This is a genomic window from Pantoea sp. USHLN256 (assembly GCF_037149875.1).
Classification (GTDB): domain Bacteria; phylum Pseudomonadota; class Gammaproteobacteria; order Enterobacterales; family Enterobacteriaceae; genus Pantoea; species Pantoea nemavictus.
In genome coordinates this window covers 147,732-173,638 of the sequence record NZ_JBBCQO010000003.1, presented here as the reverse complement: position 1 = coordinate 173,638, position 25,907 = coordinate 147,732, and the positions used below count along the sequence as shown (strand labels likewise).

Annotated in this window: 22 protein-coding genes; 7 read left to right on the top strand and 15 right to left on the bottom strand. The window is 55.6% G+C overall.

The window, feature by feature from the left end; genetic code table 11:
* Window positions 1–73: 73 nt before the first annotated feature.
* The 5 genes from WFL93_RS10055 to dapA all read right to left on the bottom strand — a co-directional run bounded on the left by WFL93_RS10055 (window position 74) and on the right by dapA (window position 6,039).
* Window positions 74–2,032 carry a tRNA(Met) cytidine acetyltransferase TmcA gene (locus WFL93_RS10055; protein ID WP_336778041.1) on the bottom strand — a complete coding sequence of 653 codons (1,959 nt, stop codon included), beginning with the start codon at window positions 2,030–2,032 and terminating at the stop codon, window positions 74–76.
* The gene (gene ypfJ, locus WFL93_RS10050; RefSeq protein WP_049852966.1) at window positions 2,032–2,901 is read right to left on the bottom strand and encodes a KPN_02809 family neutral zinc metallopeptidase; all 870 of its coding nucleotides are present in this window, start codon (window positions 2,899–2,901) and stop codon (window positions 2,032–2,034) included. Before ypfJ ends, WFL93_RS10055 begins: the two co-directional genes overlap by 1 nt.
* Before the next feature lie 166 nt (window positions 2,902–3,067).
* On the bottom strand, window positions 3,068–3,781 hold the full coding sequence (gene purC, locus WFL93_RS10045; protein ID WP_007884822.1) for a phosphoribosylaminoimidazolesuccinocarboxamide synthase: 714 nt from the start codon (window positions 3,779–3,781) through the stop codon (window positions 3,068–3,070).
* A 336-nt stretch (window positions 3,782–4,117) separates the two neighbouring features.
* On the bottom strand, window positions 4,118–5,146 hold the full coding sequence (gene bamC / locus WFL93_RS10040; RefSeq protein WP_007884823.1) for an outer membrane protein assembly factor BamC: 1,029 nt from the start codon (window positions 5,144–5,146) through the stop codon (window positions 4,118–4,120).
* Between the two features lie 14 nt (window positions 5,147–5,160).
* Window positions 5,161–6,039 carry a 4-hydroxy-tetrahydrodipicolinate synthase gene (dapA, locus tag WFL93_RS10035; RefSeq protein ID WP_007884824.1) on the bottom strand — a complete coding sequence of 293 codons (879 nt, stop codon included), beginning with the start codon at window positions 6,037–6,039 and terminating at the stop codon, window positions 5,161–5,163.
* Window positions 6,040–6,182: 143 nt separating this feature from the next.
* On the opposite strand from dapA, the gene WFL93_RS10030 reads away from it, so the two are divergent.
* Together WFL93_RS10030 and bcp are read left to right on the top strand one after the other, a co-directional pair.
* A complete protein-coding gene (locus WFL93_RS10030) occupies window positions 6,183–6,749 on the top strand; it encodes a glycine cleavage system transcriptional repressor (protein WP_036619762.1) in 567 nt (188 codons plus the stop codon).
* A gap of 142 nt (window positions 6,750–6,891) precedes the next feature.
* Window positions 6,892–7,359, top strand: a complete 468-nt coding sequence (gene bcp / locus WFL93_RS10025) for a thioredoxin-dependent thiol peroxidase (RefSeq protein ID WP_007884826.1) — start codon at window positions 6,892–6,894, stop codon at window positions 7,357–7,359.
* 34 nt (window positions 7,360–7,393) lie between these two features.
* On the opposite strand, the gene WFL93_RS10020 is transcribed toward bcp, so the two are convergent.
* The 4 genes from WFL93_RS10020 to WFL93_RS10005 form a co-directional block, all read right to left on the bottom strand.
* Complete coding sequence (locus tag WFL93_RS10020; protein WP_049852969.1) at window positions 7,394–8,467, bottom strand: AI-2E family transporter; 1,074 nt, start codon at window positions 8,465–8,467, stop codon at window positions 7,394–7,396.
* 91 nt (window positions 8,468–8,558) lie between these two features.
* A complete protein-coding gene (locus WFL93_RS10015) occupies window positions 8,559–10,151 on the bottom strand; it encodes a sensor domain-containing diguanylate cyclase (RefSeq protein WP_049852970.1) in 1,593 nt (530 codons plus the stop codon).
* 392 nt (window positions 10,152–10,543) lie between these two features.
* Window positions 10,544–11,152, bottom strand: coding sequence for a DsrE family protein (locus WFL93_RS10010; protein ID WP_007884832.1), 609 nt, complete (start codon window positions 11,150–11,152; stop codon window positions 10,544–10,546).
* A gap of 23 nt (window positions 11,153–11,175) precedes the next feature.
* Window positions 11,176–11,781, bottom strand: coding sequence for a DsrE family protein (locus WFL93_RS10005; protein WP_336778040.1), 606 nt, complete (start codon window positions 11,779–11,781; stop codon window positions 11,176–11,178).
* A 641-nt stretch (window positions 11,782–12,422) separates the two neighbouring features.
* Here WFL93_RS10005 and WFL93_RS10000 point away from each other — a divergent pair.
* Window positions 12,423–13,886, top strand: coding sequence for a beta-barrel assembly-enhancing protease (locus WFL93_RS10000; protein WP_049852971.1), 1,464 nt, complete (start codon window positions 12,423–12,425; stop codon window positions 13,884–13,886).
* Window positions 13,887–13,891: 5 nt separating this feature from the next.
* On the top strand, window positions 13,892–14,239 hold the full coding sequence (gene arsC / locus WFL93_RS09995; protein ID WP_369817634.1) for an arsenate reductase (glutaredoxin): 348 nt from the start codon (window positions 13,892–13,894) through the stop codon (window positions 14,237–14,239).
* On the opposite strand, the gene hda is transcribed toward arsC, so the two are convergent.
* From hda to upp, 3 genes are all read right to left on the bottom strand, one after another.
* The gene (gene hda / locus WFL93_RS09990) at window positions 14,236–14,937 is read right to left on the bottom strand and encodes a DnaA inactivator Hda (RefSeq protein ID WP_036619769.1); all 702 of its coding nucleotides are present in this window, start codon (window positions 14,935–14,937) and stop codon (window positions 14,236–14,238) included. The two genes, arsC and hda, sit on opposite strands and share 4 nt — an antisense overlap.
* Before the next feature lie 93 nt (window positions 14,938–15,030).
* The gene (gene uraA, locus WFL93_RS09985; protein WP_007884849.1) at window positions 15,031–16,314 is read right to left on the bottom strand and encodes a uracil permease; all 1,284 of its coding nucleotides are present in this window, start codon (window positions 16,312–16,314) and stop codon (window positions 15,031–15,033) included.
* Window positions 16,315–16,503: 189 nt separating this feature from the next.
* Window positions 16,504–17,130, bottom strand: a complete 627-nt coding sequence (gene upp, locus WFL93_RS09980; RefSeq protein ID WP_007884850.1) for a uracil phosphoribosyltransferase — start codon at window positions 17,128–17,130, stop codon at window positions 16,504–16,506.
* A gap of 240 nt (window positions 17,131–17,370) precedes the next feature.
* Here upp and purM point away from each other — a divergent pair, with 240 nt between their 5' ends.
* Both purM and purN read left to right on the top strand, forming a co-directional pair.
* Complete coding sequence (gene purM / locus WFL93_RS09975) at window positions 17,371–18,411, top strand: phosphoribosylformylglycinamidine cyclo-ligase (protein ID WP_007884851.1); 1,041 nt, start codon at window positions 17,371–17,373, stop codon at window positions 18,409–18,411.
* A complete protein-coding gene (purN, locus tag WFL93_RS09970) occupies window positions 18,408–19,046 on the top strand; it encodes a phosphoribosylglycinamide formyltransferase (protein WP_007884852.1) in 639 nt (212 codons plus the stop codon). The genes purM and purN overlap by 4 nt, the downstream gene beginning before the upstream one ends.
* Before the next feature lie 145 nt (window positions 19,047–19,191).
* On the opposite strand, the gene pstB is transcribed toward purN, so the two are convergent.
* The 3 genes from pstB to WFL93_RS09955 are packed head-to-tail and all read right to left on the bottom strand — an operon-like array spanning window position 19,192 to window position 23,660.
* On the bottom strand, window positions 19,192–19,959 hold the full coding sequence (gene pstB / locus WFL93_RS09965) for a phosphate ABC transporter ATP-binding protein PstB (RefSeq protein WP_336778039.1): 768 nt from the start codon (window positions 19,957–19,959) through the stop codon (window positions 19,192–19,194).
* Window positions 19,960–19,971: 12 nt separating this feature from the next.
* Complete coding sequence (gene pstA / locus WFL93_RS09960; RefSeq protein WP_336778038.1) at window positions 19,972–21,570, bottom strand: phosphate ABC transporter permease PstA; 1,599 nt, start codon at window positions 21,568–21,570, stop codon at window positions 19,972–19,974.
* A complete protein-coding gene (locus WFL93_RS09955) occupies window positions 21,567–23,660 on the bottom strand; it encodes an ABC transporter permease subunit (RefSeq protein ID WP_336778037.1) in 2,094 nt (697 codons plus the stop codon). Before WFL93_RS09955 ends, pstA begins: the two co-directional genes overlap by 4 nt.
* A gap of 182 nt (window positions 23,661–23,842) precedes the next feature.
* Here WFL93_RS09955 and ppk1 point away from each other — a divergent pair, with 182 nt between their 5' ends.
* Entirely contained in the window at window positions 23,843–25,903 is a 2,061-nt protein-coding gene (gene ppk1 / locus WFL93_RS09950) for a polyphosphate kinase 1 (protein ID WP_049852975.1), read from the top strand.
* The last annotated feature ends 4 nt before the right edge of the window (window positions 25,904–25,907 follow it).

The window sequence follows — 25,907 nt, the reverse complement described above, 5'->3', positions numbered from 1 at the left end:
AAGATCCTCCTCAAATCACTATACGCCGCTGCTCGCACAGAGATACCGGGAAAATTTGAACGAGATAATGGATTTATTGCAACGAAGGGGTCTGCGGTGCCGCGTCAGGATTGAGCTGAATCAGGGCCTCGGCAACCTCAGATCGCAGCTTGTGCATCAACGCCTTGCGCCCGCTAAGTCCCGCATTTTGCGCCGCGCTGCTCAGCGTCTGTTTTTGCAACAGAATGGCATGCAACAAGGGTGAAGAAGCGTGGCGCACCAGGCGCTGTAACACCGCAAAGCTGGCTTCAAAAGGGCGCTGTGCCCAGGCGAAACCCGCCAGCAGCGACCAATCGTCATCATTGAGCAATTGGCTGTCATCGCTTGCCAGCGATAACGGCAGTTCAATGATCTCCTGCAGCCACAGCCAGTCGCGCGCCAGGCGCTGCGCTGCCTGCTGTTGTAGCGCTTCGCCTTTTGCAGTCATCGCCAGCATCGCCATCGCGGCATAGCAGCCGCTGCTGGCTTCGCGCTGCGAACCCATCCGTACCAGCGTAAACCCGCAGGCGCGCCAGAAGTGCCACAGGGATTCGGTGTAGCCGAAGCTAACCGAAAGATAATCACAGCCCCGCGCCTGCTGGCGTGCCGTTGCGACTAAAGCTTTGCCGATACCGCGCTGGCGCTGTGCCGCCTGCACCGCAATCCGGCTAATGCGTTGTGAACGCAGCGTCGCCGCCTGCGCAAAACCCGCATGCGCCGCCAGCGATTGCGCCACCAGATTGCCACGCGGCCGGCGGTAACCCGCCCATATCGCTTCTGCTAGCGCCTGATCTAATCCGCCCTCCTCCACCAGCCACAGCGCGCCGGTGATGTGTTCACCTTCTCCGGCTAACCAAAAACGCATGCCAGGTGCATCCAGCATGCGGCGTAAATCCAGCGGTGACGTGCGGTAGTGCGCGCTGGCCAGCAGGCGGTAACCCGCTTCCAACGCAGAAAAGTTTTGCTGTGGTGTCGCCGGGAAAATTGCGACGTCGGCGTTTACGCGGCTTTCCTGCGCATCCTCAAACAGCAACGCCTGACTGAGCCACTGCTCCAGCGGATCGTTGGGCGACCAACGCAACGGCTCGTCGAGCTGGAAGTAATGGACATCGGGCAAGGTGGCGCAGAAGCGCAGCATAAAACCGCGTCCGGTACCTTCATAACCTTGCACGGTGGTGGTGAGCAGCACACGCGGAAAACGCTGCACCAGCTGCTGCAACAGCGGCGTGGGAATCGCTGCCGCTTCATCGACAATCAGCCATTGCGCCAGCGGCGTCTGTTCTCGCGCCAGAATGGCATCCGGTGCCATGAAGCGGAAATGCTCACCCGCAAAGTCGGCCAGCACCTCGGTTGAGACTTTGCCGGGCGCCGTCACTAAACAGTGCTGATTCTGCTGCGCCAGCATGCCAGCCAATGCAGATTTGCCGCGACCGCGCGCGGCGGTGATCACCGCGACGCCGGCAGGCATCGTTTCGAGCTGTTGCAGGATTTGCGCCTGCTGCTGTGGTGCCTGGCAGTGCCATTCGGGCAGATCAATATCGGCGGGATAACGCACAGGTTGATGCTGACGCTGCAACATTACCTGCGCATCGTCGAGCAGAAGAGATTGGAGATGATGGATAAAATGCGGTGTGGCGATCGGTTCGGCGACATCGGCCCAACGCAGGCTGTCAGCGTCTGTTTGCGTTGGCCAGCTTTTCCAGGCGGGCGTCAATAGCAATAACCAGCTGCCTGCACGCAAGGTTCCCGCCAGCGCCGCGAAGGCTTCGGCATGAAAACCTTTACGTGCATCGAATATCGCGTGCTGGAATTCACGGCCCAGTAACGTGCGCAATGCGGTTGGCGCGACCGCATGCGGCAAATCATCGCTGTCACTGAGCGTCAGCCAATCGCCTTGCAACTCCGCTCGCCATTGCGAGGCTTGCAGCCGGGCCCAATCCGCTTCGCCAGCAATCACACTCAGGCGGCGAATGCCTGCACGCTGCATCGCCGCCGTCGGTTCAATCAAGGACATCACTTGCTAGCGAAGGTGTTGCACTGACCGGGATCGCCGCTATCGAAACCGCGCTTCAGCCAGGTGTAACGCTGCTGGGATGTACCGTGCGTGAAGCTGTCCGGCACCACGCGGCCCTGACCTTTCTGCTGCAGGCGATCGTCGCCAATGGCTTCTGCCGCATTTAGCGCTTCCTGCAGATCGCCAACTTCGAGAATATTTTGCTGCTGCATATAATGGCCCCAAACACCAGCAAAGCAGTCAGCCTGCAGCTCCATCTTCACCGACAGTTGATTAGCCTGCGCCTGACTCGCGCCCTGCTGCATCTGGCGTACTTTCGGCTCAATACCGAGCAGTTTTTGTACGTGATGGCCAACTTCGTGGGCAATGACATAGCCCTGCGCAAAATCGCCGCCGGCACCGAGTTTGGTTTTCATATCATCGTAAAACGACAAATCGATATACACGGTTTGATCGGCCGGGCAATAAAACGGCCCCATCGCCGATTGGCCGGTACCACAATTGGTGCGCGTCGCACCGCGATACATCACCAGTTTCGGCGGCACGTACTGTTTGTTCATCTGCTGGAACAGCTTGCTCCAGGTATCTTCCGTGGTCGCCAGAATCACCGAGGTGAATTTGGCATCTTCATTACTCTGCGCGGTGTTCACCTGACGCTGCTGCGAAGTTGGCGCGACGCTACCGCCGCCTTCCAGCAGCGCGGTGAGGTCGTAGCCGTAATAGCCTGCAACAGCGACAACCACTAACAAGATCAGGCCACCTTTGCCGCGAGGAATGCGGATTTGCCGTCCGCCACCGCTGCCAATGCCCGGTGAATCATTGCGTCGATCTTCTACATTGTCGCTTTCACGACGCCCTTGCCAGCGCATGGCCTACTCCTTTAAACATGTTTTGGCATGATTTTAGTTGGCGGCGCAGGTTAGCACCAGTGTTGTAGTCACATAACACCGTAGGGTCGTCATTAATGACGACCTCTATTACGGGCATAAAAAAAGGTCGTCATAAATGACGACCCTACAAGATAGGTGGACAGACTTAATCCAGCTTCACACCCAAACGCTGGGCGACTTCTTCGTACGCTTCAACCAGGCCGCCGAGGCTCTGACGGAAACGGTCTTTGTCCATTTTGTCCATGGTGTTTTTGTCCCACAGGCGCGCGCCGTCTGGCGAGAACTCATCGCCCAGCACCACTTCGCCGTTGAACAGACCAAACTCCAGCTTGAAGTCGACCAGGATTAAGCCCGCGTCATCAAACAGCTTGCTCAGCACGTCGTTGGCTTTAAAGGTCAGCTCTTGCATACGTGCCAGATTGGCTTTGCTCACCCAACCAAAGGTTTCGCAATAGGATTCGTTCACCATCGGGTCGTGTTTGGCGTCATCTTTCAGGAAGAGATCAAACAGCGGTGGATTGAGCACAATGCCCTCTTCCACGCCCAGACGTTTTACCAGCGATCCTGCCGCACGGTTGCGCACCACGCACTCGACCGGCACCATCTCCAGCTTTTTCACCAGCGCTTCGTTATCCGACAGCAGCGCTTCCATCTGGGTCGGAATGCCCGCTTCCTGCAATTTGGTCATGATGAAATGGTTGAACTTGTTGTTTACCATTCCTTTGCGATCAAACTGCTCGATTCGTGCACCGTCTCCTGCTGACGTATCGTTGCGGAATTCAAGTACCAGCAGATCCGGATTATCGGTGCTGTATACGGTTTTCGCTTTACCGCGATACAACTCAGCTCGCTTTTGCATCTTGTTAACTCCAAACATGAAAGAACCCGTGTTCAGCGGTGTTTCACCGCGCGCCGACTGCGTGACGCAATCGTTTACTTCGCCGGGCGCTATTATACACAAAATCATTCGAGATGCAGGAAGGCGGCAAACGAATGACAAATCGGCGAGCCGATTTGAACAGCGCTTGCGCTGGCCCACAGGGTGAATCTTCTTAGAAGATTCATAATCCCGATGAGCTTACTCAAGTAAGTGATTCGGGTGAATGAGAGCAGCCAACGCATCTGCAGCTTGAAGGATTTGTGTATATGACAAATCAAAACAAAAAGGCCGGGTAATCTCCGGCCCTTTGGCAATTTATTTCAGCGCGCCTTGAATCACTGATACCAGCGCATCATTCTGCGTCTGGGTTAGCACGTGACCTTTCGGATCGATGAACTGCAGACTACTGCGGTTATCCAAATCGCCAACCTGCAATTTGTAATCGCCGTTTGGTAATTCCGGATCTTTCGCACCGATCTCATCCCACACGCCGCTGCCCGGCTGTTTGTAGGTGACTTTCAGGCTGCCCTGCGAACGGTTGTCGTCTGTGACTTCCATGCCCACGCGTTTCAGCGCCGCTGGCAAACGCTGCCAGGTCACGTTGAACGGTGCACGCAGAATCAACAGCGGTAAACCGGTATCGTCGGCGCCGCTCTGGACATCAATTTGTCCGGTGGCACGGTTTGCTGCGGCATCCTGGCTGGCAGAATCCACTTTATCCAGACCGGTGCTGATGTCGTTCAGCATCTGGCCGGTATAGCGTTGGATCTGCGCCGGAGAAGTGACGGCCTGACCTGACTGCTGCAGCTCGAGCAGACGTACCGTCAGCACTTGCTGATAGCTCTGATTCTGCACGCTGATCTGATAGCGACCGCGATACTGGTTATCTTCGTCAGCACGGTTCCACTGCACCCAATCGGTAGTCAGCTGCTGTGAAGCATCATCACGCTGCGCAATCGGGAACTTGTAAGACTGGACTACGCCAACCACTTGCGACCAGATCGAACCCCGGCTGCTTTCCACGGCCAGCACGCCGGTGTTACCGGTGAACTGCGCACGCGTGCCGTTCAGCAATGCCAGCGGCTGGGCTGGCGGACGAATATCCAGCTCTTTACCAACTGCGCCTTTGGCGACGCTATGCGGAACATCGTAATCACCATTCTGCAGTGGCAGAATCATGCCGGCGGGCGCTTTTAAATCCTGCAGCTCAGGCGCCTGCAGGTAAGATTCGTCGCCGCTGACCTGGCGCTTATAACGCTGATCGTTGGAACACGCTGTTAGCAGCATCAGGGTGGAAAGGCCCACTACCGTTGCCAGCGTCGAGCGCTTAACTGAATAACTCATTGATTCTCCCTAAATTATCGCAGACCCGCTTTAATCAGCGCCTGAGCCGTTTTCGCCTGACCCGCTTCGGTCAGTGGCGTCATTGGCAAGCGCAGCGTGTCATCCGCGATTAATCCTAGCTGTTTTGCTGCCCATTTCACCGGGATTGGATTGGGTTCACAGAAAAGCGTCTGGTGCAAATGCATCAGACGCTGATTCAGGCGACGCGCTTCGGCGAATTTGCCCTGTTGCGCCAACGCACAGAGTTCAACCATTTCACGTGCCGCAATATTAGCCGTTACCGAAATGACGCCTTTGCCGCCCAGTTGCATGGAGTCCAGCGCCGTGGCGTCATCACCGCTGACGATGATGAACTCATCATTAACCAGCTCTTGGATCTGTGAGATGCGCGATAAGTTCCCGGTAGCCTCTTTGATTCCGATAATATTTTTAATTTCGGCCAGACGCGCGACGGTTTCCGGGAGCATGTCGCAACCGGTACGCGAAGGAACGTTATACAGCATCTGCGGCAGATCGGTGCTTTCCGCAATGGCTTTAAAGTGCTGGAACAAGCCTTCCTGGGTTGGACGGTTGTAGTAAGGCGTCACCGTTAAACAGCCCACAACACCGCTGCCGGTAAAGCGTTTTGTCAGGGAGATGCCTTCAGCTGTGGCATTGGCGCCAGTGCCAGCGATAACCGGGATACGGCCATCGGCCAGTTCCAGGGTTTGCATGACTACATCACCGTGCTCGTCATGGCTGAGCGTGGCTGATTCGCCGGTGGTGCCAACAGAAACAATCGCCGCGGTGCCGCTGGCAACATGATAATCAATCAGTTTTTTTAGACTTTCGCGGCAGACATTACCTTTTTCATTCATTGGCGTAATGAGCGCAACAATACTTCCGGTGAACATGGGCTATCCCCTCGACAAACAAGTGCCTCATGTTACGTTTTACATTGAAAGAAAAGCAAGCGAGCCACGCCATTCCCGCGCTTGTCAGCAGTTTTTTTTATGTTTACCTTATAGTTATTAGCGAACGTACAGGAAATGCCATTTTGTCGCAGTCACAGCCTCACCATCTGGTGATCACCGCACTGGGCGTTGATCGTCCGGGTATCGTCAATACCATCACCCGCCACGTCAGTAGCTGCGGCTGTAATATCGAAGACAGTCGTCTGGCGATGCTTGGTGATGAGTTCACCTTCATCATGCTGCTCTCCGGCAGCTGGAATGCGATAACCCTGATTGAATCTACGCTGCCAATGAAAGGTGCCGAGCTGGAGTTGCTGATTGTGATGAAGCGCACCAACGCACGCGCTACGCCACCGATGCCCGCCACCGTGTGGGTGCAGGTTGAAGTCCCGGATTCTCCGCACATCATTGAGCGCTTCACCGATCTGTTCGATAAACACCAGATGAATATCGCTGAATTGGTCTCGCGGATTAAACCGTCGCAGGATGGCGTAGCCCCGACGCTCTATATTCAAATGACGGCGCACAGCCCGGCCAATCCGGTCAGCGCCCCTATCGAGCAGGCTTTCAATCAGCTGTGCGAAGAACTGCATGCACAAGGCTCAATTCGTCTTTATAGTGTGACCGACGATGCCAACAGCAGCGTTTAATCAGGCTCCGGGTTATTTCGCCACACACTCTGCCGCTGCGGCAAACCGTGTAGTGAAATAACCCTGACGGTAAACACCCCCTGGCACTTTTGTTCCTGATGGTGTATTACCCACAGCATGTAAAAAATAATGGAGAGTTGTGATGAATCCACTGAAAGCCGGTGATACCGCACCGAAATTTAGCTTGCCCGATCAGGACGGCGAACAAGTAAATTTGGCCGACTTCCAGGGACAGCGCGTTCTGGTCTATTTCTATCCGAAAGCCATGACGCCGGGTTGCACCGTTCAGGCCTGCGGTCTGCGCGACAACATGGATGAGTTGAAAACTGAGGGTGTCACAGTACTGGGCATCAGCACCGATAAAGCCGAGAAGTTGTCGCGCTTTGCCGATAAAGAGATGCTGAACTTCACGTTGCTATCCGATGAAGATCATCAGGTGTGTGAGCAGTTTGGCGTGTGGGGTGAGAAAACCTTTATGGGTAAAACCTACGACGGCATTCACCGCATCAGCTTCCTGATCGATGGCGAAGGCAAGGTAGAGAAAGTGTTCGACGATTTCAAAACGTCGAACCACCACGACATCGTGTTGGATTATCTGAAATCAGCCTGATAGTAACGGGTGCGCAAGCCGCACCCGTTCTCTTTTACTCTATTCGCGGCTCATCAAGCGCCGGTGTTTCAGGCCAGGCATGCACCACGGCTTTTACCAACGTTGCCAGCGGAATCGCAAAGAACACGCCCCAGAATCCCCACATCCCGCCAAAAATCACCACTGACAGAATGATCACCAGCGGATGCAGATTCACCGCTTCAGAGAACAGAATTGGCACCAGCACGTTGCCATCCAGCGCCTGAATCACCAGATAGATGGCGATCATGGTCCAGAAATCGCTGCCCAGTCCCCACTGGAACAGGCCAACGCCAATCACCGGAAGGGTCACCACCATCGCGCCGATATAGGGAATCAGTACTGAAATTCCGACCAGCACCGCCAGCAACAGCGAATAGTTGAGGCCCAGCATCAGAAACGCCAGCCAGGTAACAAAGCCTACCGCCACCATTTCCAGCACTTTGCCGCGAATGTAATTAGTGATCTGCTGATTCATCTCTTGCCACACCACGCCCGCCAGACCGCGATTGCGCGGCAGCACGCGACGCACCGCGCTCAGCATCTGCTCTTTATCTTTCAGCAGGAAGAACACCATCAGCGGCACCAGCACCAGATAGATCATCAGCGTCATCAAGCCCACCAGCGACGCCAGTGAATACTTCACCAGCGATTCGCCTAAGCCAGTCAGGCGGCTGCGCAGATTCTCCACGATGATGTCGATGATGCCAGCATCAACCAGTGCCGGATAACGCTTCGGCAAGCCAGCGGCAAAGAGATAGAGTTTATTCAGCATATTGGGCAAGTCGCGGGTCAGATTAATGCCCTGCTGCCAGGCCACCGGCGCCACAATCAACACCATCACCAATAAGATGCCCGCGAACACCACCAGCACCGCGCTGGTGGCCCAGGTGCGGCTACAACCGGCGCGCTGCAGGCGTACCGTTGGCCACTCAAGCAGGTAGGCGAGCACTAACGCCACCAGTAGCGGCGCCAGTAAACCGCTTAAGAAGAACAGAATACAAAACGCCGCCAGCAGAATCACCAGCAGGCCGATAGCCTGCGGGTCGCTGAAGCGGCGTTTGTACCATTGATAAAGCAGAGCGAGCATGCAAAACATCCTTGAAACGAAAACAGAAAAGCGCACGTTCCGTAGCGGTGCCATAAATTACGTCGCTACGGAACGTGCATGATAGGGGGGGTTAATGCGTAATACTACTCACCAACGCATCCTGACCGGAGATCATTACGCAGTTGCGCCCGGCATTTTTCGCCTGATAGAGCGCGGCATCGGCTTGCTTGAGGCTCTGTTCCTGCGCCCCGCCATCCGGCTGCCAGTCAGCAATCCCCACCGACAGCGTGACATTGCCAACCTGATCAATCCAGTTTTCCGCGATGCTGATACGCACGCGTTCGGCAAGAATGCGCGCATCTTCAACCGAGGTGGCGGGCAACAGCATCAGAAACTCTTCCCCGCCGTTACGGCACACCACATCGGTTTGCCGTGCGCTGTGACGCAAGGTGCGCGCCACGTGTTTGATCACCTCATCACCCACATCATGACCAAAGGTATCGTTGACGCGTTTGAAGTGATCGATATCCAGCGCCAGCACGGAAAACGGTTGGCGCATGGTAGAGAAATAGTCGAGCACGGCGCTTAAACCGCGGCGATTGAGCAGGTTGGTCATCGGATCGGTCTGGACTTCAGATTTCAGCCGGCCAATTTTGTCCTGCACTAAACCAATGCCGGTCAGCAACGCGCGCTTCACCTGCGCCGCTTCAAAATACCAGGCGCGAATGCCGCCAATCTCAGTTGATACGCCCTGCGAATCCATCTGGCTGGCTTTGCGCGCCAGCTGCCACAGCGGCAAGGCAATCAGCCGCGCCAAAATCACCGCCACCAGCAAGGTCAGCAGCGCGAACGGCACCGAGTTTTTCAGCACTTTTAATAACAAGCCAGAGAGCGGCGCCAGCGTGGCATCGGTCGGTTTCAACGCCACCACCATCCAGCCGGTGGTGGGCACGATGGCATAACCGGCCAGTTTGGCTTTGCCCTCTTCGCTTAACTGCACTTCGCCGTTGGTTTGCTGCTGGCGCTGGCGCTCGCTGATGATGGCTGGCGCACTTTTGCCAATCAGCTGGCTATTCTGGTGATACAGCACCTGATTATTACGATCCATAACGTAAACCTGGGTGCCGTCGCGATAGAACTGTTCGCCGAGCAGCGCGTTCAGGATGCTTTTCTTTTTCAGATAGATAGTGCCGCCCACATAGCCGAGATAGCGTCCGTCTTTGCTCCAGATTGGCCAGGAGACAAACACAATCAGGTTGTTAGCGGCGGAAATGCTGGGTCGGCTGACCATCGGCTGACGCTGCGCTAACGCTTCACGCGAAGACTGGCTGGTCAGCCGCATGCCTTTCAGCATCAACGATTCCGGTGAAATCGCCTTCACGATACCGTTACTGTCGACCACCGCGACCGAGTTAAAGCTGTTGGTTTGCTCACGCAGGCGATTTACTTCCTGCTGCGCCAGATCGTCATCATCAAAATCATTGCCTAACTGCGTCGCGCTGTAGTGCAGCTGCGACTGAGCCAGCTGAAAGAAGACTTCCGTGGTGGCGGCCAGTTTGGTGGCGTAAGCGCGATTAGCTTCGAGGGTGCTTTCGATCAGGACCATACGTTGCACGCGCCAGGTGGCGTACAACGCATTGGCGAGCGTGATGACGATGCTGGTGATTGCTAACAGCGCGATCAGCGTGCGCAGGTCAGTTTTTGGCCGCAGGCGCGTTAGCATGGCGCACCTGCTTTAAAGCGTAGATTCATAGATTTGTGTGCCTGACAGTCTTGTTATTGTTGGTTGCACTTGCCCTGGTGAGGGAACGAGCAATTGTACACCCACAACTCAAATTGAGCACGAAGCATCCTGTCAGCCACCGACAATTCTTTCTCACTGCTGGTGCTAATCGATCAAGCCATTGGCATCGTAAAACGGCCACGGGCCGGGATAATCGCCGATGTTTATTTGCGTCAGCCGACATTGCAGACATGCGCTAAGGATATTGAGTGACGAGCCATCAGCCGCAACTCCACTTGCAGCTGGCGCTTAAACCAAATCTAACTGTGACAGCAACATCGTGGAAAAATGACGAAGAGATGACAGCAGCGCGGGCTGCTGTCAGGCAGGCATTACAACATCAGGAAAGCGTAACCTTCGTTTTGCAGCGAAGCCACGGTGGTGCCACTCGACAGCGTGTGGGTAACGCGGGTATCAATCCAGTCGCGCTCCAGCTGATGGAATGCTACCGACTGATCGCAAATGGTTACCTTGACGCCCGCGCTTCTGAGCTCATCAATCAGCTTGAGGTTCGGGTTATCGGTGCCGTAGGTTTTGCGGAACTGTTCATTATTTAGCGCCGCGGGTACCGCATCGCTGTTGATCGACACCACAAACTTCAGCTGATTCAGTGGAACGCCCGCTGCGTAGTAGAGGTTGGTGACGCGCGCAACGCGCTCCAGACCGAGATTCGGCTGGCGAACATCCCCTTCATTACGGTTGATCTGGAAGACGATTTTGTTGCTTAAACCCGGCGTGTTGGCCGGATTGTAGTCCGGCACACTCACAAAGTGGATTTTGCCGTAACCGGCAATGGCGGGCGTGCTCCAGAAATCGGCGGGCTCGCTCTTTTTATCTGCAAACTTGTCGCTGACTTTATCAATCAGTTCCGGAAGCTGTAACACATTACCGCCGACAAAACCTGCCAGTGCCGCGATAACAATATAGGATGCTGGACGCATTTCACTTCTCCTGTGCCTGAGATTTACATCTGTAAGAGTGCATAACCCTGATTTTCCAGCGTCGACACGGTGGTCGGACTGGAGAGCGCATGAATCACCGATTGGTCGATCCACGCTTTCGGGAAGTGATGGAATGCCACCGACTGATCGCACACCGATACCTTCACGCCCAACTTATTCAGTGCGCCTATCAGCGCCAGATTAGGGTTATCTGCTTTATAGAACTGTTGGAAATGCGCGTTATCCAGCATCGCCGGGGTGGCGTCACCGGTGACCGAGACGACAAAGTGCAGGTCATCAGCTGGCACGCCAGAGGCGATATAAAGATTAACCACGCGCGCGACGCGCTCCAGACCGAGGTTCGGCCGCTTCATATCCCCTTCGCTGCGGGTAATCTGGAACACCACTTTGTTACTCAAGCCAATCACCGGCTTAAAGGCGGCGTCCGCTTCATAATGGATTTTGCCGTAGCCCTCCACGGCGGGTGTACTCCAGAAACCCTCCGGATCGGCTGGCTCGGCAGAAAAATGGCTCACAACACGCTGATACAGGTCATCACCCTTGCTCACGGTGGCGCCCACAAATCCACCCACAATGGCGATGAGGGCGTATGTGACAACAGAACGCATAGAAACTCTCCGGCATGCACTGCGCGTCAATTCACAGTCCGTTTGAATAAAGTGCCTTATCTATACCACAGCGTGCGCAGGGCAAAACGCCTGTAGTGACGGGCTGTCCGGCGTTTTGATTGCGCGAAAAATAATTAGCAGGGTTAATTGAATAAGAGTTTCGATTGTTGTGCGGCAGGAAGTGAAGAAATGGTTGGCCGTGAAATTGTGACCCCAACGCCAGTAGAATAAGTTGACGTGCGTTTAAAATATAGCCGCCATTTACTGTTCCAGAGGCCATGCGCAGCGTGAGCACGATTAAAATAACTGATGGATAAAGCGGGCCAAACCCGCTGATTTGCCACTGCTTTTCAGAGTAAACCTATAAAAATTCATGCCAAATTCAATAATTTTGAGCAACTTTACGTAACTTTAACTTTTGGCGGCCCACAGCCCGGTTTATGCCGCAACGCCCTATTCAATTTTTTGCTGCAATTTTGCGATGCTGTAACCGATTTTTCATTTATAGACCATTTAGCTTCATCATTTGCTTGTCGCAACAGTGTGGTTAAGATAGAGCGCGCGGTACCCATGCAAAATAAGCGCAGAACATTTGAACAACTTACCTGTCCAATTTCGGGTGACTTTTACAGGATCAAGGCATGTTTAACCGGTTGAAAAAATCAGTACTGGCGGCCCTTATTCCTGCGCTGCTGCTCACGCCTGCGCTGAGTGCGCGCGCCGACATTAGCGATACGCTGCCCGATATGGGCACCACCGCCGGTGCTACGCTGTCGATTAATCAGGAATTACAGATGGGCGACTTCTATGTGCGCCAGCTGCGCGCCAGTGCGCCTCTGATAAACGACCCGCTGTTGAACCAATATATTAATGAGCTGGGTCAGCGCCTGGTGGCCCACGCCAACTCGGTACGCACGCCGTTTCACTTCTTTCTGATTCAGAACGACGAGCTGAATGCCTTCGCCTTCTTTGGCGGCAATGTGGTGCTGCATTCGTCGCTGTTTCGCTACACCGATAATGAAAGCCAGTTAGCCTCGGTGATGGCGCACGAAATTTCGCACGTTACCCAGCGCCACCTGGCGCGCGCGATGGAAGAGCAGAGACGCAATGCGCCGCTCACCTGGGTGGGAGCACTGGGATCTATTCTGCTGGCGATGGCCAGCCCACAAGCGGGTATGGCGGCATTGACCGGCACGCTGGCGGGCACGCAGCAGGGCATCATCAGCTTTACTCAGGGCAACGAACAGGAAGCCGATCGCATCGGCATTCAGGTACTGCAACGCGCCGGCTTCGATCCGCAAGCAATGCCCACTTTCCTGCAGAAGCTGGCGGATCAGAGCCGCTTCTCCTCCAAGCCGCCGGAAATTTTGCTGACGCACCCGTTACCGGATAGCCGCCTGGCCGATGCGCGTAACCGCGCCAACCAGATGCGTCCAGTGGTGGTGCAGTCGTCGCAGGATTTCTATATGGCGAAAGTGCGTTCACTCGGCATGTATTCCACCGGTCGCAATCAGCTGACCGATGATTTGCTCAACGACTATGCCAAAGGCAACGTGCGCGAGCAGCAGGCTGCGCAATACGGCAAAGCGGTGCAGTTCCTGCAGGCCAAAAGCTTTGATAGCGCCAAACGGGTGATCGCCCCGCTGCTGGCGAAGCAGCCGGATAACGTCTGGTTTCTCGATATCATGACCGATATCGACATCGGCCTGAATCAGCCGCAGCAGGCGATCACTATGCTGAGCAGTAATAAAGCCAGCAGCAGCAACCCGGTGCTGCAGTTGAACCTGGCTAACGCCTATGTTGAAGCGAAGCAACCGGCTAACGCCAGCCGCATTCTCAATCGCTACACTTTCGCGCATCCGGACGATCTCAACGCCTGGGATTTGCTGGCGCAGGCCTCCGCAGCCCAGGGTTTACGCGATGAAGAGCTCTCCGCGCGCGCCGAAGGTTTAGCGCTCAACGGACAACTCGATCAGGCGATCTCGACGTTAAGCAGCGCCAGTGCGCAGGTGCCGCTCGGCAGCCTGAAACAGGCGCGTTATGACGCACGCATCGATCAGTTCCGTGAACTACAGAAACGCTTCAAGGTGTATCAAAAAGGATAAGAAACATGGTGAGCATTTATCACAACCCGCGCTGCAGCAAGAGCCGTGAAACGCTGGCGCTGTTGCAGGAAAACGGAGTTGAACCTGAAGTGGTGTTATATCTCGATACGCCGCCCGACGTGCCGACATTGAAGCGCCTGCTACAACAGCTCGGCATGCACAGCGCGCGTGAACTGATGCGTCGCAAAGAAGATCTTTATAAAGCGTTAGCGTTGGCGAATGATGAGCTGAGCGAGGATCACCTGCTGCAGGCGATGGCGGCTCATCCAAAACTGATTGAACGTCCGATTGTGGTTAATGGCGAGCAGGCGCGCATTGGACGTCCGCCCGAAGCGGTGCTGGAGATTATTTAAAGCTCCAGCGCTTCCTTAACAAAGGGAATGGTGAGTTTGCGCTGCGCACTAATTGAGGCGCGATCGAGGCGATCCAGCGTATCAAACAGCGTGCGCATCTCACGATCGAGGCGTTTCAGCAGGAAGCGCCCAACATCTTCCGGCAGCTCAAAGCCACGCAATCCCGCACGCAGCTGCATCGCCTGTAATTTGTCGTCATCCGACAGCGGCTGTAAGCGGTAAATCTGCCCCCAATCAAGGCGTGAAGCCAGATCCGGTAAGCCAAGATTCAGCTGGCGCGGCGGTCGATCGCCGGTGATCAGCAACCGCGTTTTACCGATTTCCAGAATGCGATTGTAGAGATCAAAGATCGCCATTTCCCACTCCGGATCGCCCGCAATACATTCGATGTTATCGATGCACACCAGCGCCAGATTCTCCATCCCTTCCAGAACCTCCGGCACAAACCACGTGCGTTTATCCAGCGGCACGTAGCCCACCGCCTCACCGCGCGCCGAGAGTTCAGCACAGGCTGCATGCAGCAGATGACTGCGGCCACCGCCTTCGCGCGACCAGAAATAGAGATAGCTGCCGTGTTGCTGTGAGAGTGCACCTTGCAGCGCCGCCAGCAGAGACGCGTTTTCCCCCGGCCAGAAACTGGCGAAGGTTTCATCATCGGGTAAATAGAGTGGCAGTGAGAGCTGTGCCGGCGTGTTCAGAAGTACCTCAACGGATGAGCGGGCAGAAAACCGCGCAAGTTTATCACGATCTTTGTCGGAGATGAACCGGGCTTCCCTGCCCGGTTTGTCGCCTTAACTTTCGCGCTTCTCTTCCGCATCCAGCACCACTTCTTCTGGACGTAATACGCTGATTAGACGGAAGATCAGAGCCAGGCCAACGCCAACGATGGTCGCCAGCGCCATGCCTTTCAGCTCGGCGGCACCAATGTGCACTTTGGCGCCGCTGACGCCGATGATCAGGATCACCGAGGTCAGGATCAGGTTTTGCGCCTTGTTGTAATCCACTTTGGATTCGATCAGCACACGAATACCCGACGCGCCGATCACCCCGTACAGCAGCAGCGACACGCCGCCCATGACCGGCACAGGAACCGCCTGAATCGCTGCCGCCAGCTTGCCAACGCACGAGAGCAGGATGGCAAAGATTGCCGCGCCGCCAATCACCCAGGTGCTGTACACGCGGGTAATCGCCATTACGCCGATGTTCTCGCCGTAAGTGGTATTTGGCGTTGAGCCGAAGAAGCCGGAGATCATGGTCGACAAACCGTTGGCGAACATGGAGCGGTGCAGGCCAGGATCGCGGATCAGATCTTTCTTCACGATATTGGCGGTGACCACTAAGTGGCCGACGTGCTCGGCAATGACCACCAGCGCGGCCGGCAGAATGGTCAGCATCGCCACCCACTCAAAACGCGGCGTATAGAAGGTTGGCAGCGCAAACCACGGTGCATTTTCCACCGCAGTCCAGTCCACAATTCCCATGCCGTAAGAGAGCGCATAGCCGACCAACACGCCGACTAAAATCGGGATGATGGCGAGGAAACCGCGGAACAGCACCGAACCAAAGACCGTGACCGCCAGCGTCACCATGGAGATGATCACCGTTTTGCTGTCTGGCGAAGTACCGTCAGCAGGCAGCAAGCCAGCCATATTCGCCGCTACGCCCGCCAGTTCCAGACCGATAACCGCCACAATCGCGCCCATCGCCGCCGGAGGGAACATCACGTCAAGCCAGCCGGTACCGGCTTTTTTCACGATCAACGCCACCACGCAGAACAAGAAACCACAGAGGATAAAACCGCCGAGCGCCACTTCATAACCGAGCGGCAACAGCAGCAGCACCGGCGAAATAAAGGCAAAGCTCGAACCGAGATAAGCGGGGATTTTTCCTTTACAGATAAACAGATACAGCAACGTGCCGACGCCGTTAAACAGCAACACCGTGGCCGGGTTGATGTGAAACAGAATCGGCACCAGCACGGTGGCGCCGAACATGGCGAACAGGTGCTGCAAGCTGAGTGGAATGGTTTGCAGCAGCGGTGGGCGTTCACTAACGCCAATAGCGCGACGAGTCATTATTATCCCCTATCCTCTTCATTCTTCGCGCCATGGCTGCGTTGGCTGCTCTTGTCCACCCGAATCACTTACTGAAGTAAGCTCATCGGGATGAACGCGTTTGCCGCCTTGCCCTGGCGCGAATAACTCGAGGATGACATTGTTGTGTTTTAGACAAAAAAAAGCCGACTCTCTGGCCGGCTGCTTTCTTTATTTGGTTCCGAAAATCTTGTCGCCGGCATCGCCGAGCCCGGGAATGATGTATCCCTTTTCGTTCAATCCCTGATCGACAGATGCGGTGTACAGCTCCACATCCGGATGCGCTTTTTCTAAAGCCGCAATCCCTTCTGGCGCGGCCACCAGCACCAGCACCTTAATACTGGTACAACCGGCTTTCTTCAGCAGATCGATGGTGGCAATCATCGAACCACCGGTTGCCAGCATCGGATCGACCACCAGCGCCAGGCGTTCTTCAATGTTCGATACCAGCTTCTGGAAATAGGGTACCGGCTCCAGCGTCTCTTCATCACGATACACGCCGACCACGCTGATACGCGCGCTCGGTACGTGCTCGAGCACCCCTTCCATCATGCCGAGGCCAGCACGCAGAATCGGAACAACCGTGATTTTTTTACCTTTGATCTGATCGATTTCGACCGGACCGTTCCAGCCTTCGATGGTGACGCGCTCGGTTTCCAGATCGGCGGTGGCTTCATAGGTCAGCAAGCTGCCCACTTCCGAGGCCAGCTCGCGGAAACGCTTGGTGCTGATATCATGCTCACGCATCAGGCCCAGTTTATGTTTGACCAGCGGGTGTTTGACTTCCACGATCTTCATGATTGTTCTCCCGGAATTGAGTTGAGCTAAAAAAAATCGCCGGATTATACCGCCTTTTCGCCGCCGCGCCACATGTCATCGGTCAATGGCTTGCCTGAATCAGCTCAAGAGTAAGGATTGGCGAAAATCTGACGCTGTGCAAAGGCAGCGTGAGATGGGACTCGCAAACGTTTGCCTGCGCTGTTAGAATTGCCGCGCTTAATTTTTGCCACCAACCGCAACTCGCGTGGGGATTCCGCAGTGACCGACAAAACCTCTCTCAGCTACAAAGACGCCGGTGTTGATATCGATGCTGGTAACGATCTGGTTGACCGTATTAAAGGCGTAGTGAAAAAAACTCGCCGCCCGGAAGTGATGGGTGGATTGGGTGGATTCGGCGCGCTCTGTGCGCTGCCGCAGAAGTACCGCGAGCCTGTGCTGGTCTCCGGAACCGATGGCGTCGGCACCAAGCTGCGTCTGGCGATGGATCTCAAACGCCATGACAGCATCGGCATCGATCTGGTTGCGATGTGTGTCAACGACCTGATCGTGCAAGGTGCAGAGCCGCTGTTCTTCCTCGATTATTACGCGACCGGCAAGCTGGATGTAGACACGGCTTCCTCGGTGATCACCGGCATTGCCGAAGGCTGCTTGCAGTCTGGCTGTGCGCTGGTGGGCGGCGAAACCGCTGAAATGCCTGGCATGTACCACGGCGAAGATTACGACGTGGCCGGTTTCTGCGTCGGCGTGGTGGAAAAATCAGAAATCATCGACGGTTCGAAAGTGCAGGACGGTGACGTGCTGATCGCGCTGGGTTCCAGCGGTCCACACTCGAACGGTTACTCGCTGGTGCGCAAGATTCTGGAAGTCAGCCAGACCGATCCTGAAACCAAGCAGCTGGAAGGCAAATCATTGGCCGATCACCTGCTGGCGCCGACCCGCATCTACGTGAAAAACATCCTTAGCCTGATTGAACAGGTTGATGTGCATGCGATTTCACATCTGACTGGCGGCGGCTTCTGGGAAAATATCCCACGCGTATTGCCAGACAATACTCAGGCCGTGCTGGAAGAGAGCAGCTGGCAGTGGCCTGCGGTATTCACCTGGATGCAGCAAGCGGGTAATGTTAGCCGCTTTGAAATGTACCGCACCTTTAACTGCGGCGTGGGTATGGTGATTGCGCTGAGCCCGGCAGACGCAGATAAAGCGGTGCAACTGATGAGTGACGCTGGCGAAAAAGCGTGGAAAATCGGTGTGATTAAAGCGTCTGATGCTGAAGAGCGTGTGGTTATCAACCCATGAAAAAACTGGTTGTACTGATCTCCGGCAACGGAAGCAATCTTCAGTCCATCCTAGACGCCTGCGCAAGCGGGCGTATTAACGGCAGCGTCGCTGCCGTTTTCAGTAATAAAGCCAGCGCCTACGGTTTGACGCGTGCGCGGGAAGCCGATGTCGCGCAGCATGCGTTAGCCGCCAGTGATTTTGCCGACCGTGCAGCCTTCGATCGCCAGCTCATGCAGGAGATTGACGCGTACGCACCGGATTTGGTGGTGTTGGCTGGCTATATGCGCATCCTCAGCAGCGCTTTTGTCGCGCACTATCACGATCGTTTGGTGAATATCCATCCGTCGCTATTGCCGAAATATCCGGGCTTGCATACCCATCGGCAGGCGCTGGAAAACGGCGACGAGGAGCATGGCACCTCGGTGCATTTTGTGACTGACGAGCTGGATGGCGGACCGATTATTTTGCAGGCGCGCGTGCCGGTGTTTGCGGGCGACAGCGAAGACGAGATCAGTGCGCGCGTGCAGCATCAGGAACACGCGATTTATCCGCTGGTGATCAGCTGGTTTGTCGATGGGCGTTTGCAGATGCGCGAGGGTAAAGCGTGGTTGGATGGTGAACCATTGCCGCCGCAGGGTTACGCCCACGACTGATTTCCCCGTCATACTTCAAGTTTCAGGAGCGTTGGCTTCACTTGCTCACCCCAGTCACTTACTGATGTAAGCTCCTGGGGATTCTCAAGCTTGCCGCCTTCCTGAAACTTGAATTATTTATGGGAGCGGTTTCGACAAAACGTCATCAACCAAACCTTCCCGTAATGTAATCTTCGGTGCGCCGCGCTTTTGGCGAGGTGAAGATACGATCGGTTTCATCAAACTCCACCAGCTGGCCGTTGTGCATAAACGCGGTGTAATCTGACACGCGCGCCGCCTGCTGCATGTTATGCGTCACCAGCACCAGCGTGAAATGCTGCTTCAGCGTGGTCATCAACTCTTCTATCACCAAGGTTGAAATCGGATCGAGCGCCGATGTCGGCTCATCCAGCAGCAATACCTCGGGTTCAATAGCAATAGCGCGCGCAATCACCAAACGCTGCTGCTGACCGGTAGAGAGCGTTAGCGCATTCTGTCCCAGCTGATCTTTGACTTCGCCCCACAGCGCCGCGGCACGCAGCGCACGTTCGCAGGCTTCATTCAGCACGCGTCGATCGCGCACGCCCTGCAAGCGCAGACCGTACACCACGTTTTCGTAGATCGATTTCGGGAACGGATTCGGTCGCTGAAACACCATGCCAATGCGGCGACGCAGCGCGGGAAGATCCTGGTTGGCCTGCATTACCGCATACCGATCGAGCAGAATTTCACCCTCAATGCGACAGCCATTAATCACGTCATTCATGCGATTAAAGCAGCGCAGCAGCGTCGATTTTCCGCAGCCGGACGGCCCAATCAGCGCCGTGATGCGGTTTTTCGGGATCTGCAGATCAATGTTATTCAGTGCCTGGCGGTCGCCGTACCACAGCGACAGCTGATTCACGCTCAGGGCAATGTCGTAATCGGGCGTCATCAGAAAACCTTTTTAGTGCGTCATGAGCCGGTAACGCTCACGCAACCGATGACGCAGCGCCATGGCCAGCAGATTGAGCGACAGGATGATCACCACCAGCAGCAAGGCGGTGGCGTAAACCAGCGGTCGGTCAGCATCGATGTTGGGACTTTGGAATGCCAAATCGTAGATCTGAAAACCGAGGTGCATGAATTTGCGATCGAGGTGCAGATAAGGGAACACCGCATCAACCGGCAGTTCGGGCACCATTTTCACCACGCCCACCAGCATCAGCGGCGCGGTTTCTCCCGCCGCGCGCGCCACGGCCAGAATCAGACCGGTCAGCATCGCCGGGACCGCCAGCGGCAATACCACGCGCCACAGCGTTTCTGCCTGGGTTGCGCCCAGCGCCAAGGATCCCTGACGCAGATTATCAGGAATACGTGACAATCCCTCTTCGGTGGCGACGATTACCACCGGCAGCGTCAGCAGCGCCAGCGTTAGCGCGGCCCACAGCAAGCCCGGCGTGCCAAAGGTTGGATTGGGTAACGCGCTGGAGAAGAATAACTGATCGAGCGTGCCGCCAATCAGCCAGACAAAGAAACCGAGCCCAAACACGCCGTAAACAATCGACGGCACGCCTGCCAGATTGACCACCGCGATGCGCACCAGCCGCGTCAGCGCATGGCGTCCGGCGTACTCATGCAGCCACACCGCAGCAACAACGCCGAGCGGCATGACGATAATCGACATCAACAACACCATCAGCACAGTGCCAAAAATCGCCGGAAATGCCCCACTTTCACCACCACCCGAGGTCGGTGAATCACTGATGAATTGCCAAATCTGACTGAAGAAGTGCAGCGTTTGGGTGGTTAATGTCATGGCATTGGGGTACCAGGCATCCACCACCTGCGCCAGCGGGATAACGTGATCCTGTCCCTGCACATCACGTAGCACCAGCGTGTCGCGCTGACTTTCGTGTTGTAGATGGGTTAACTGCTGCGCCAGCGCGTTAAAGCGGCGCTGTAAGGCGCTGCGATTAGCATCAAACTCTGACTGCACTTCGAGGCTGAAGGTGCCGTTACGCTGCTGTTCATCGGCCTGTTGCTGCAGGCTTTCCAGCTGCGCGTTGAGGCGTGCCATCTCAATACGGCGAATTTTACTCGCCTGGCGCAGCTGCTCATGCACCTGCTGCAAACGCTGATGCAGCAAGGCATCGCGGCTGTGCGCCGTCATCACTTCATTATCCTGGCGCAACTCCACCAGCCAGCCATAGGCATTGCCGCCGTTGCGGCGCTGCAGCACTAACACATCGGCAGGACGCCGGGTTTTCGCCTCGCCCTGGCTGTACAGCACGCGGAAATCTGGTGCAGCAAAATCACGGTTGCCGGTTTTCACTACATAGCGCCATTGCGCGCCCTGCTGCTGCTTTTGCAGCGTTTCACCCAGCACCATCACCGCATGACCTTCCGGCGGCAGGAACTGGTATTGATCAACCGGCTGCGGCCAGAAAGCGCGAACGCCCTGCCAGCCCAGCAAGCCAATCAACAAGGTAAACGCCAGCAGGCACACCGCAACCGCCCCCGCAGTAAGCCAGCGCCAGCGATCGTTTTGTTGCATCGCCTTCATCCCTGGACCTCATGCTGGCTGTAGCGTTGGCGTAACCGCTGACGAATCAACTCGGCAATGGTGTTGATCACCAAGGTAAACATCAGCAGCAGTAACGCGCTGAGGAACAGAATGCGATAGTGCGCGCTGCCGGCGGCGGCTTCGGGCATCTCAATCGCGATGTTAGCGGAGAGCGCACGCAGGCCAGCAAATAAACCGCCTTCGCTGACGGGCGTGTTGCCCGTCGCCATCAGCACAATCATCGTCTCGCCGACGGCGCGGCCAAAGCCAATCATCAAGGCGGCAAAAATGCCCGCCGAAGCGCCCGGCAGCACCACACGCGTCAGGGTTTGCCATGGCGTAGCGCCCAATGCCAGTGAGCCCTGCCCGAGCGCGCCCGGCACGCTGAATAACGCATCTTCCGATAAGGTGAAAATCAGCGGCACCAGCGCAAAGCCCATCGCCAGTGCGGCCACCAGCAGATTACGCTGTTCGTAATGCGCTAACCGCTCGCCCACGTCCGGCCAAAACAGCGTCGGCAGCCAGAGCGTGAGTAACGTCGTGACTAAAAGCACCGGCAGCAGCAGAATCACTTCAAACCCCGGACGTCGCCAGTTGGCCGGCAAACGCGGACTCAGCACGCCACACAATAATAGGGTGGCGGCGAGCACCAGCGGCAATAGCAACACGCCAACCAGCGCGCTGCTGATATGCGGTGCCAGCCAGACGCCCGCGATTAAACCAATCACTACGCTCGGTAGCGCGCCCATCATCTCGATGCCAGGTTTAACCCAACGGCGTAAACCCGGCGACATAAACCACGCGGTGTACATGGCGGCAGCCAACGCTAGTGGGGTGGCGAACAGCAGCGCCAGACTGGCCGCTTTTAGCGTGCCCAGCACCAGCGGCATCAGGCTGAACTTGGCCTGATAGCTGTCACCCGCCGCGGTGGATTGCCACACCCAATCGGGCTGCGGATAGTTTTCATACCAAATCTTCTGCCACAGGTTGCGCCAGGTGAAGTCCGGCCACGGATTATCCAGCGCGAACTGTTGCCATTGCCCGGCACGTTCAATAATCAGGCCATCCCCACGCGGCGCGAACGCCAGCGCCTGAATGCCTGGCGCCAGCTGCCGCGTCAAAATCGCGCCCTGCTGCTTGCTGGCAAACAGTTGAACCTTGCCCTGCTCATCAAAGGTGGCAAAGACGCGACGCTGCAATTCGGGCGTAATGCCGGCCAGTTTCTGGCTGCCGTTAAAGGTATGAATCTGTTGCAGGCGCGGTCCTTTATCACCCGCAATGGCAAACCATTGATGTATGCCCTGCGCATCCTGAATCAGCAAAGTACGTCCACCGGCCAGCATATGCAGGCTTTGCGGCGGCAGGTTGAGGGTTTGGGTTTCGCGTAATTGCGCGCCTTGCGGTGTGATTTGCCAGACACGCAGCAAACGCCCACTACTGGCGTAGAGCAGCGTCCCATCCGGCGACAGCAGCAGATGTTCGGCCTGCTGCTGCGGCAACACGATCTGATTAACTTTTTGCTGATTTTCCAGCGTCAGCAGGCTAATACCGGCTGCGGTTTGCGCGGCGATAAGCCACTGATTGTCGCTGAGCGACGTCAGCGTCATGTTACTCACCGTACCTTGCGGTAAACGCATTGGACGATCGCCGAGCGGGAAACGCCATTCGCCGCTGCCGTTGCGGATAACCGGTTGCATTAACAGCAGCTCGCCCTGCATATTGAGCAGCACGCTGCGGTTATCGCTGCTGGTGACCGCCGCATCAGGTTTGCCGTTGAGCGCCAGCGCAGGGCCCGCAGGTTGACCATCCAGCGGGATAAAGCGCGCTTCGTTGCGGTTGATGCGCCAGCCCAGATGACCGTCGCTGCCCATCGCTAGCATCGGCGCTTTATCCCACAGCTGCAGATTAGTGGTGGCATGCATGCCTGGCGCGCTAAACAGCGGTAATACCACCCAGATCAACCAGAAGAACAGCAGTAACATCAACAGTAAAATTCCCACGCCACAGGCCGTGACTATGCGGCGCACTAAATTATCAGTGGCGCGTCGACGACGGTCGCTAAAGTGGACGGGAATGCGATTTATGCTCATGCAGGCCAGGTTACCGGTGGAAACAAGTCGCTATGTTGCCCGTAGCTGATTGATAAGACAACCTTTGACGTTGGACAAGCCTGCCATACTCTCGCCATAATGGTGACGGACACTGAGCGGTACCGCATTTTTGCGTTTTTTCCGCCGGACATTCCGTCCAGCATCAGCATCTCGGAGTCAGAATGGGTCAGGATAAGCTGTATATAGAAAAAGAATTAAGCTGGTTAAGCTTCAATGAACGTGTGTTACAGGAAGCCTCGGATAAAAGTAATCCGCTGATTGAGCGCATGCGCTTTCTGGGAATCTATTCCAATAACCTCGAAGAGTTCTATAAAGTGCGCTTTGCCGATCTCAAGCGGCGAATTCTGATCAGCGAAGAGCAAGGCAAACCGACCTCTTTGCGGCATCTGTTAAAGAAAATTCAGCTGCGGGTGCAGAAATCAGATCAAGAGTTTGATGCACTCTATAACGATCTGCTGCTTGAAATGGCGCGTAATCAAATCTTCCTGATCAACGAACGCCAGCTGTCACCGAATCAGCAAGAGTGGCTGCGCTACTACTTCAAACATCAATTGCGCCAGCACGTTACGCCGATTCTGATCAACCATGACACCGACCTGATCGAATTCCTGAAAGACGATTACACCTATCTGGCGGTTGAAATCATCCGCGGCGACGATGTGCGTTACGCGCTGCTGGAGATTCCTTCGGATAAAGTGCCGCGCTTCATTAACCTGCCAGCTGAATCACCCCGTCGCCGCAAGCCAATGATTCTGTTGGATAACATTCTGCGTTATTGCCTGGATGAAATTTTCAAAGGCTTCTTCGATTACGATACGCTGAATGCCTATTCAATGAAGATGACGCGCGATGCCGAGTACGATCTGGTGACGGAGATGGAATCAAGCCTGCTGGAGCTGATGTCATCAAGCCTGAAGCAGCGTCTTAATGCCGAGCCAGTGCGCTTCGTTTATCAGCGCGATATGCCAGATGCGATGGTGGAAATGCTGCGCCATAAGCTGTCGATTTCGAACTACGATTCGATTGTGCCCGGCGGCCGTTATCATAACTTCAAAGATTTCATCGGCTTCCCGAACGTCGGTAAAAGTAATCTGGAAAACCGCCCGCTGCCGCAGATTCGCCACATTGGCTTTGATGGCTTCCGCAACGGCTTCGATGCCATACGCAATCGCGATGTGCTGCTCTATTATCCGTATCACACCTTTGAGCACGTGCTGGAGCTGCTGCGCCAGGCTTCATTTGACCCGAACGTGCTGGCAATTAAGATCAACATTTACCGCGTGGCGAAAAACTCGCGCATCATGGATGCGATGATTCACGCCGCCTATAACGGCAAGAAAGTCACGGTGGTGGTTGAACTGCAGGCGCGCTTCGATGAAGAAGCCAACATACGCTGGGCGAAACGCCTGACCGAAGCCGGCGTGCACGTGATCTTCTCCGCGCCGGGTCTGAAAATTCACGCCAAGCTGTTCCTGATTTCGCGCCGCGAAGGTGAAGAAGTGGTGCGTTATGCGCACATCGGCACCGGTAACTTCAATGAAAAAACCGCGCGCATTTATACTGACTATTCATTGCTGACCGCCGATGCGCGCATCACCAATGAAGTGCGTCGCGTGTTCAACTTTATTGAGAATCCGTATCGTCCGGTCACCTTCGAGCATCTGCTGGTGTCGCCGCAGAACTCGCGTGACATGCTGTACAAGTACATCGATGCGGAAATCGCCAACGCGCAGCAAGGTAATATTGCCGGTATTACCTTGAAGATCAACAACCTGGTGGATAACGGTTTGGTTGATCGGCTGTACGCGGCCTCGTCGGCTGGGGTGAAAATCAATCTGCTGGTGCGCGGCATGTGCTCACTGATTCCGGATTTACCGGGCATCAGTGAAAATATTCGCATTACCAGCATCGTTGACCGCTATCTTGAGCACGACCGCGTCTATATTTTTGAGAACGGCGGCGAGAAAAAGGTGTTCCTCTCTTCCGCGGACTGGATGACGCGTAACATTGATCACCGCATTGAAGTTGCCGTGGCGATTCTTGATCCGCGCGTGAAGCAGCGCATACTGGACATCATTGCCATTCTGTTTAGTGATACGGTGAAAGCCCGCATCGTCGATAAAGAGCTGAGTAACCGTTATGTGCCGCGCGGCAACCGTAAAAAGGTGCGTTCGCAGCTGGCCATTTACGACTACATCAAGAAACTGGAACAACCCGAATAACGCC

Bases quoted from the DNA above. Each gene is read 5' to 3' on its own strand.
- WFL93_RS09955 (WP_336778037.1), bottom strand. From the start codon at position 23,660: ATGAGCATAAATCGCATTCCCGTCCACTTTAGCGACCGTCGTCGACGC.
- ypfJ (WP_049852966.1), bottom strand. From the start codon at position 2,901: ATGCGCTGGCAAGGGCGTCGTGAAAGCGACAATGTAGAAGATCGACGC.
- uraA (WP_007884849.1), bottom strand. From the start codon at position 16,314: ATGACTCGTCGCGCTATTGGCGTTAGTGAACGCCCACCGCTGCTGCAA.
- WFL93_RS10005 (WP_336778040.1), bottom strand. From the start codon at position 11,781: ATGCGTTCTGTTGTCACATACGCCCTCATCGCCATTGTGGGTGGATTT.
- ppk1 (WP_049852975.1), top strand. From the start codon at position 23,843: ATGGGTCAGGATAAGCTGTATATAGAAAAAGAATTAAGCTGGTTAAGC.
- WFL93_RS10020 (WP_049852969.1), bottom strand. From the start codon at position 8,467: ATGCTCGCTCTGCTTTATCAATGGTACAAACGCCGCTTCAGCGACCCG.
- dapA (WP_007884824.1), bottom strand. From the start codon at position 6,039: ATGTTCACCGGAAGTATTGTTGCGCTCATTACGCCAATGAATGAAAAA.
- arsC (WP_369817634.1), top strand. From the start codon at position 13,892: ATGGTGAGCATTTATCACAACCCGCGCTGCAGCAAGAGCCGTGAAACG.
- pstA (WP_336778038.1), bottom strand. From the start codon at position 21,570: ATGAAGGCGATGCAACAAAACGATCGCTGGCGCTGGCTTACTGCGGGG.
- pstB (WP_336778039.1), bottom strand. From the start codon at position 19,959: ATGACGCCCGATTACGACATTGCCCTGAGCGTGAATCAGCTGTCGCTG.
- WFL93_RS10000 (WP_049852971.1), top strand. From the start codon at position 12,423: ATGTTTAACCGGTTGAAAAAATCAGTACTGGCGGCCCTTATTCCTGCG.
- purC (WP_007884822.1), bottom strand. From the start codon at position 3,781: ATGCAAAAGCGAGCTGAGTTGTATCGCGGTAAAGCGAAAACCGTATAC.
- WFL93_RS10010 (WP_007884832.1), bottom strand. From the start codon at position 11,152: ATGCGTCCAGCATCCTATATTGTTATCGCGGCACTGGCAGGTTTTGTC.
- WFL93_RS10015 (WP_049852970.1), bottom strand. From the start codon at position 10,151: ATGCTAACGCGCCTGCGGCCAAAAACTGACCTGCGCACGCTGATCGCG.
- bcp (WP_007884826.1), top strand. From the start codon at position 6,892: ATGAATCCACTGAAAGCCGGTGATACCGCACCGAAATTTAGCTTGCCC.
- purN (WP_007884852.1), top strand. From the start codon at position 18,408: ATGAAAAAACTGGTTGTACTGATCTCCGGCAACGGAAGCAATCTTCAG.
- WFL93_RS10055 (WP_336778041.1), bottom strand. From the start codon at position 2,032: ATGTCCTTGATTGAACCGACGGCGGCGATGCAGCGTGCAGGCATTCGC.
- upp (WP_007884850.1), bottom strand. From the start codon at position 17,130: ATGAAGATCGTGGAAGTCAAACACCCGCTGGTCAAACATAAACTGGGC.
- bamC (WP_007884823.1), bottom strand. From the start codon at position 5,146: ATGAGTTATTCAGTTAAGCGCTCGACGCTGGCAACGGTAGTGGGCCTT.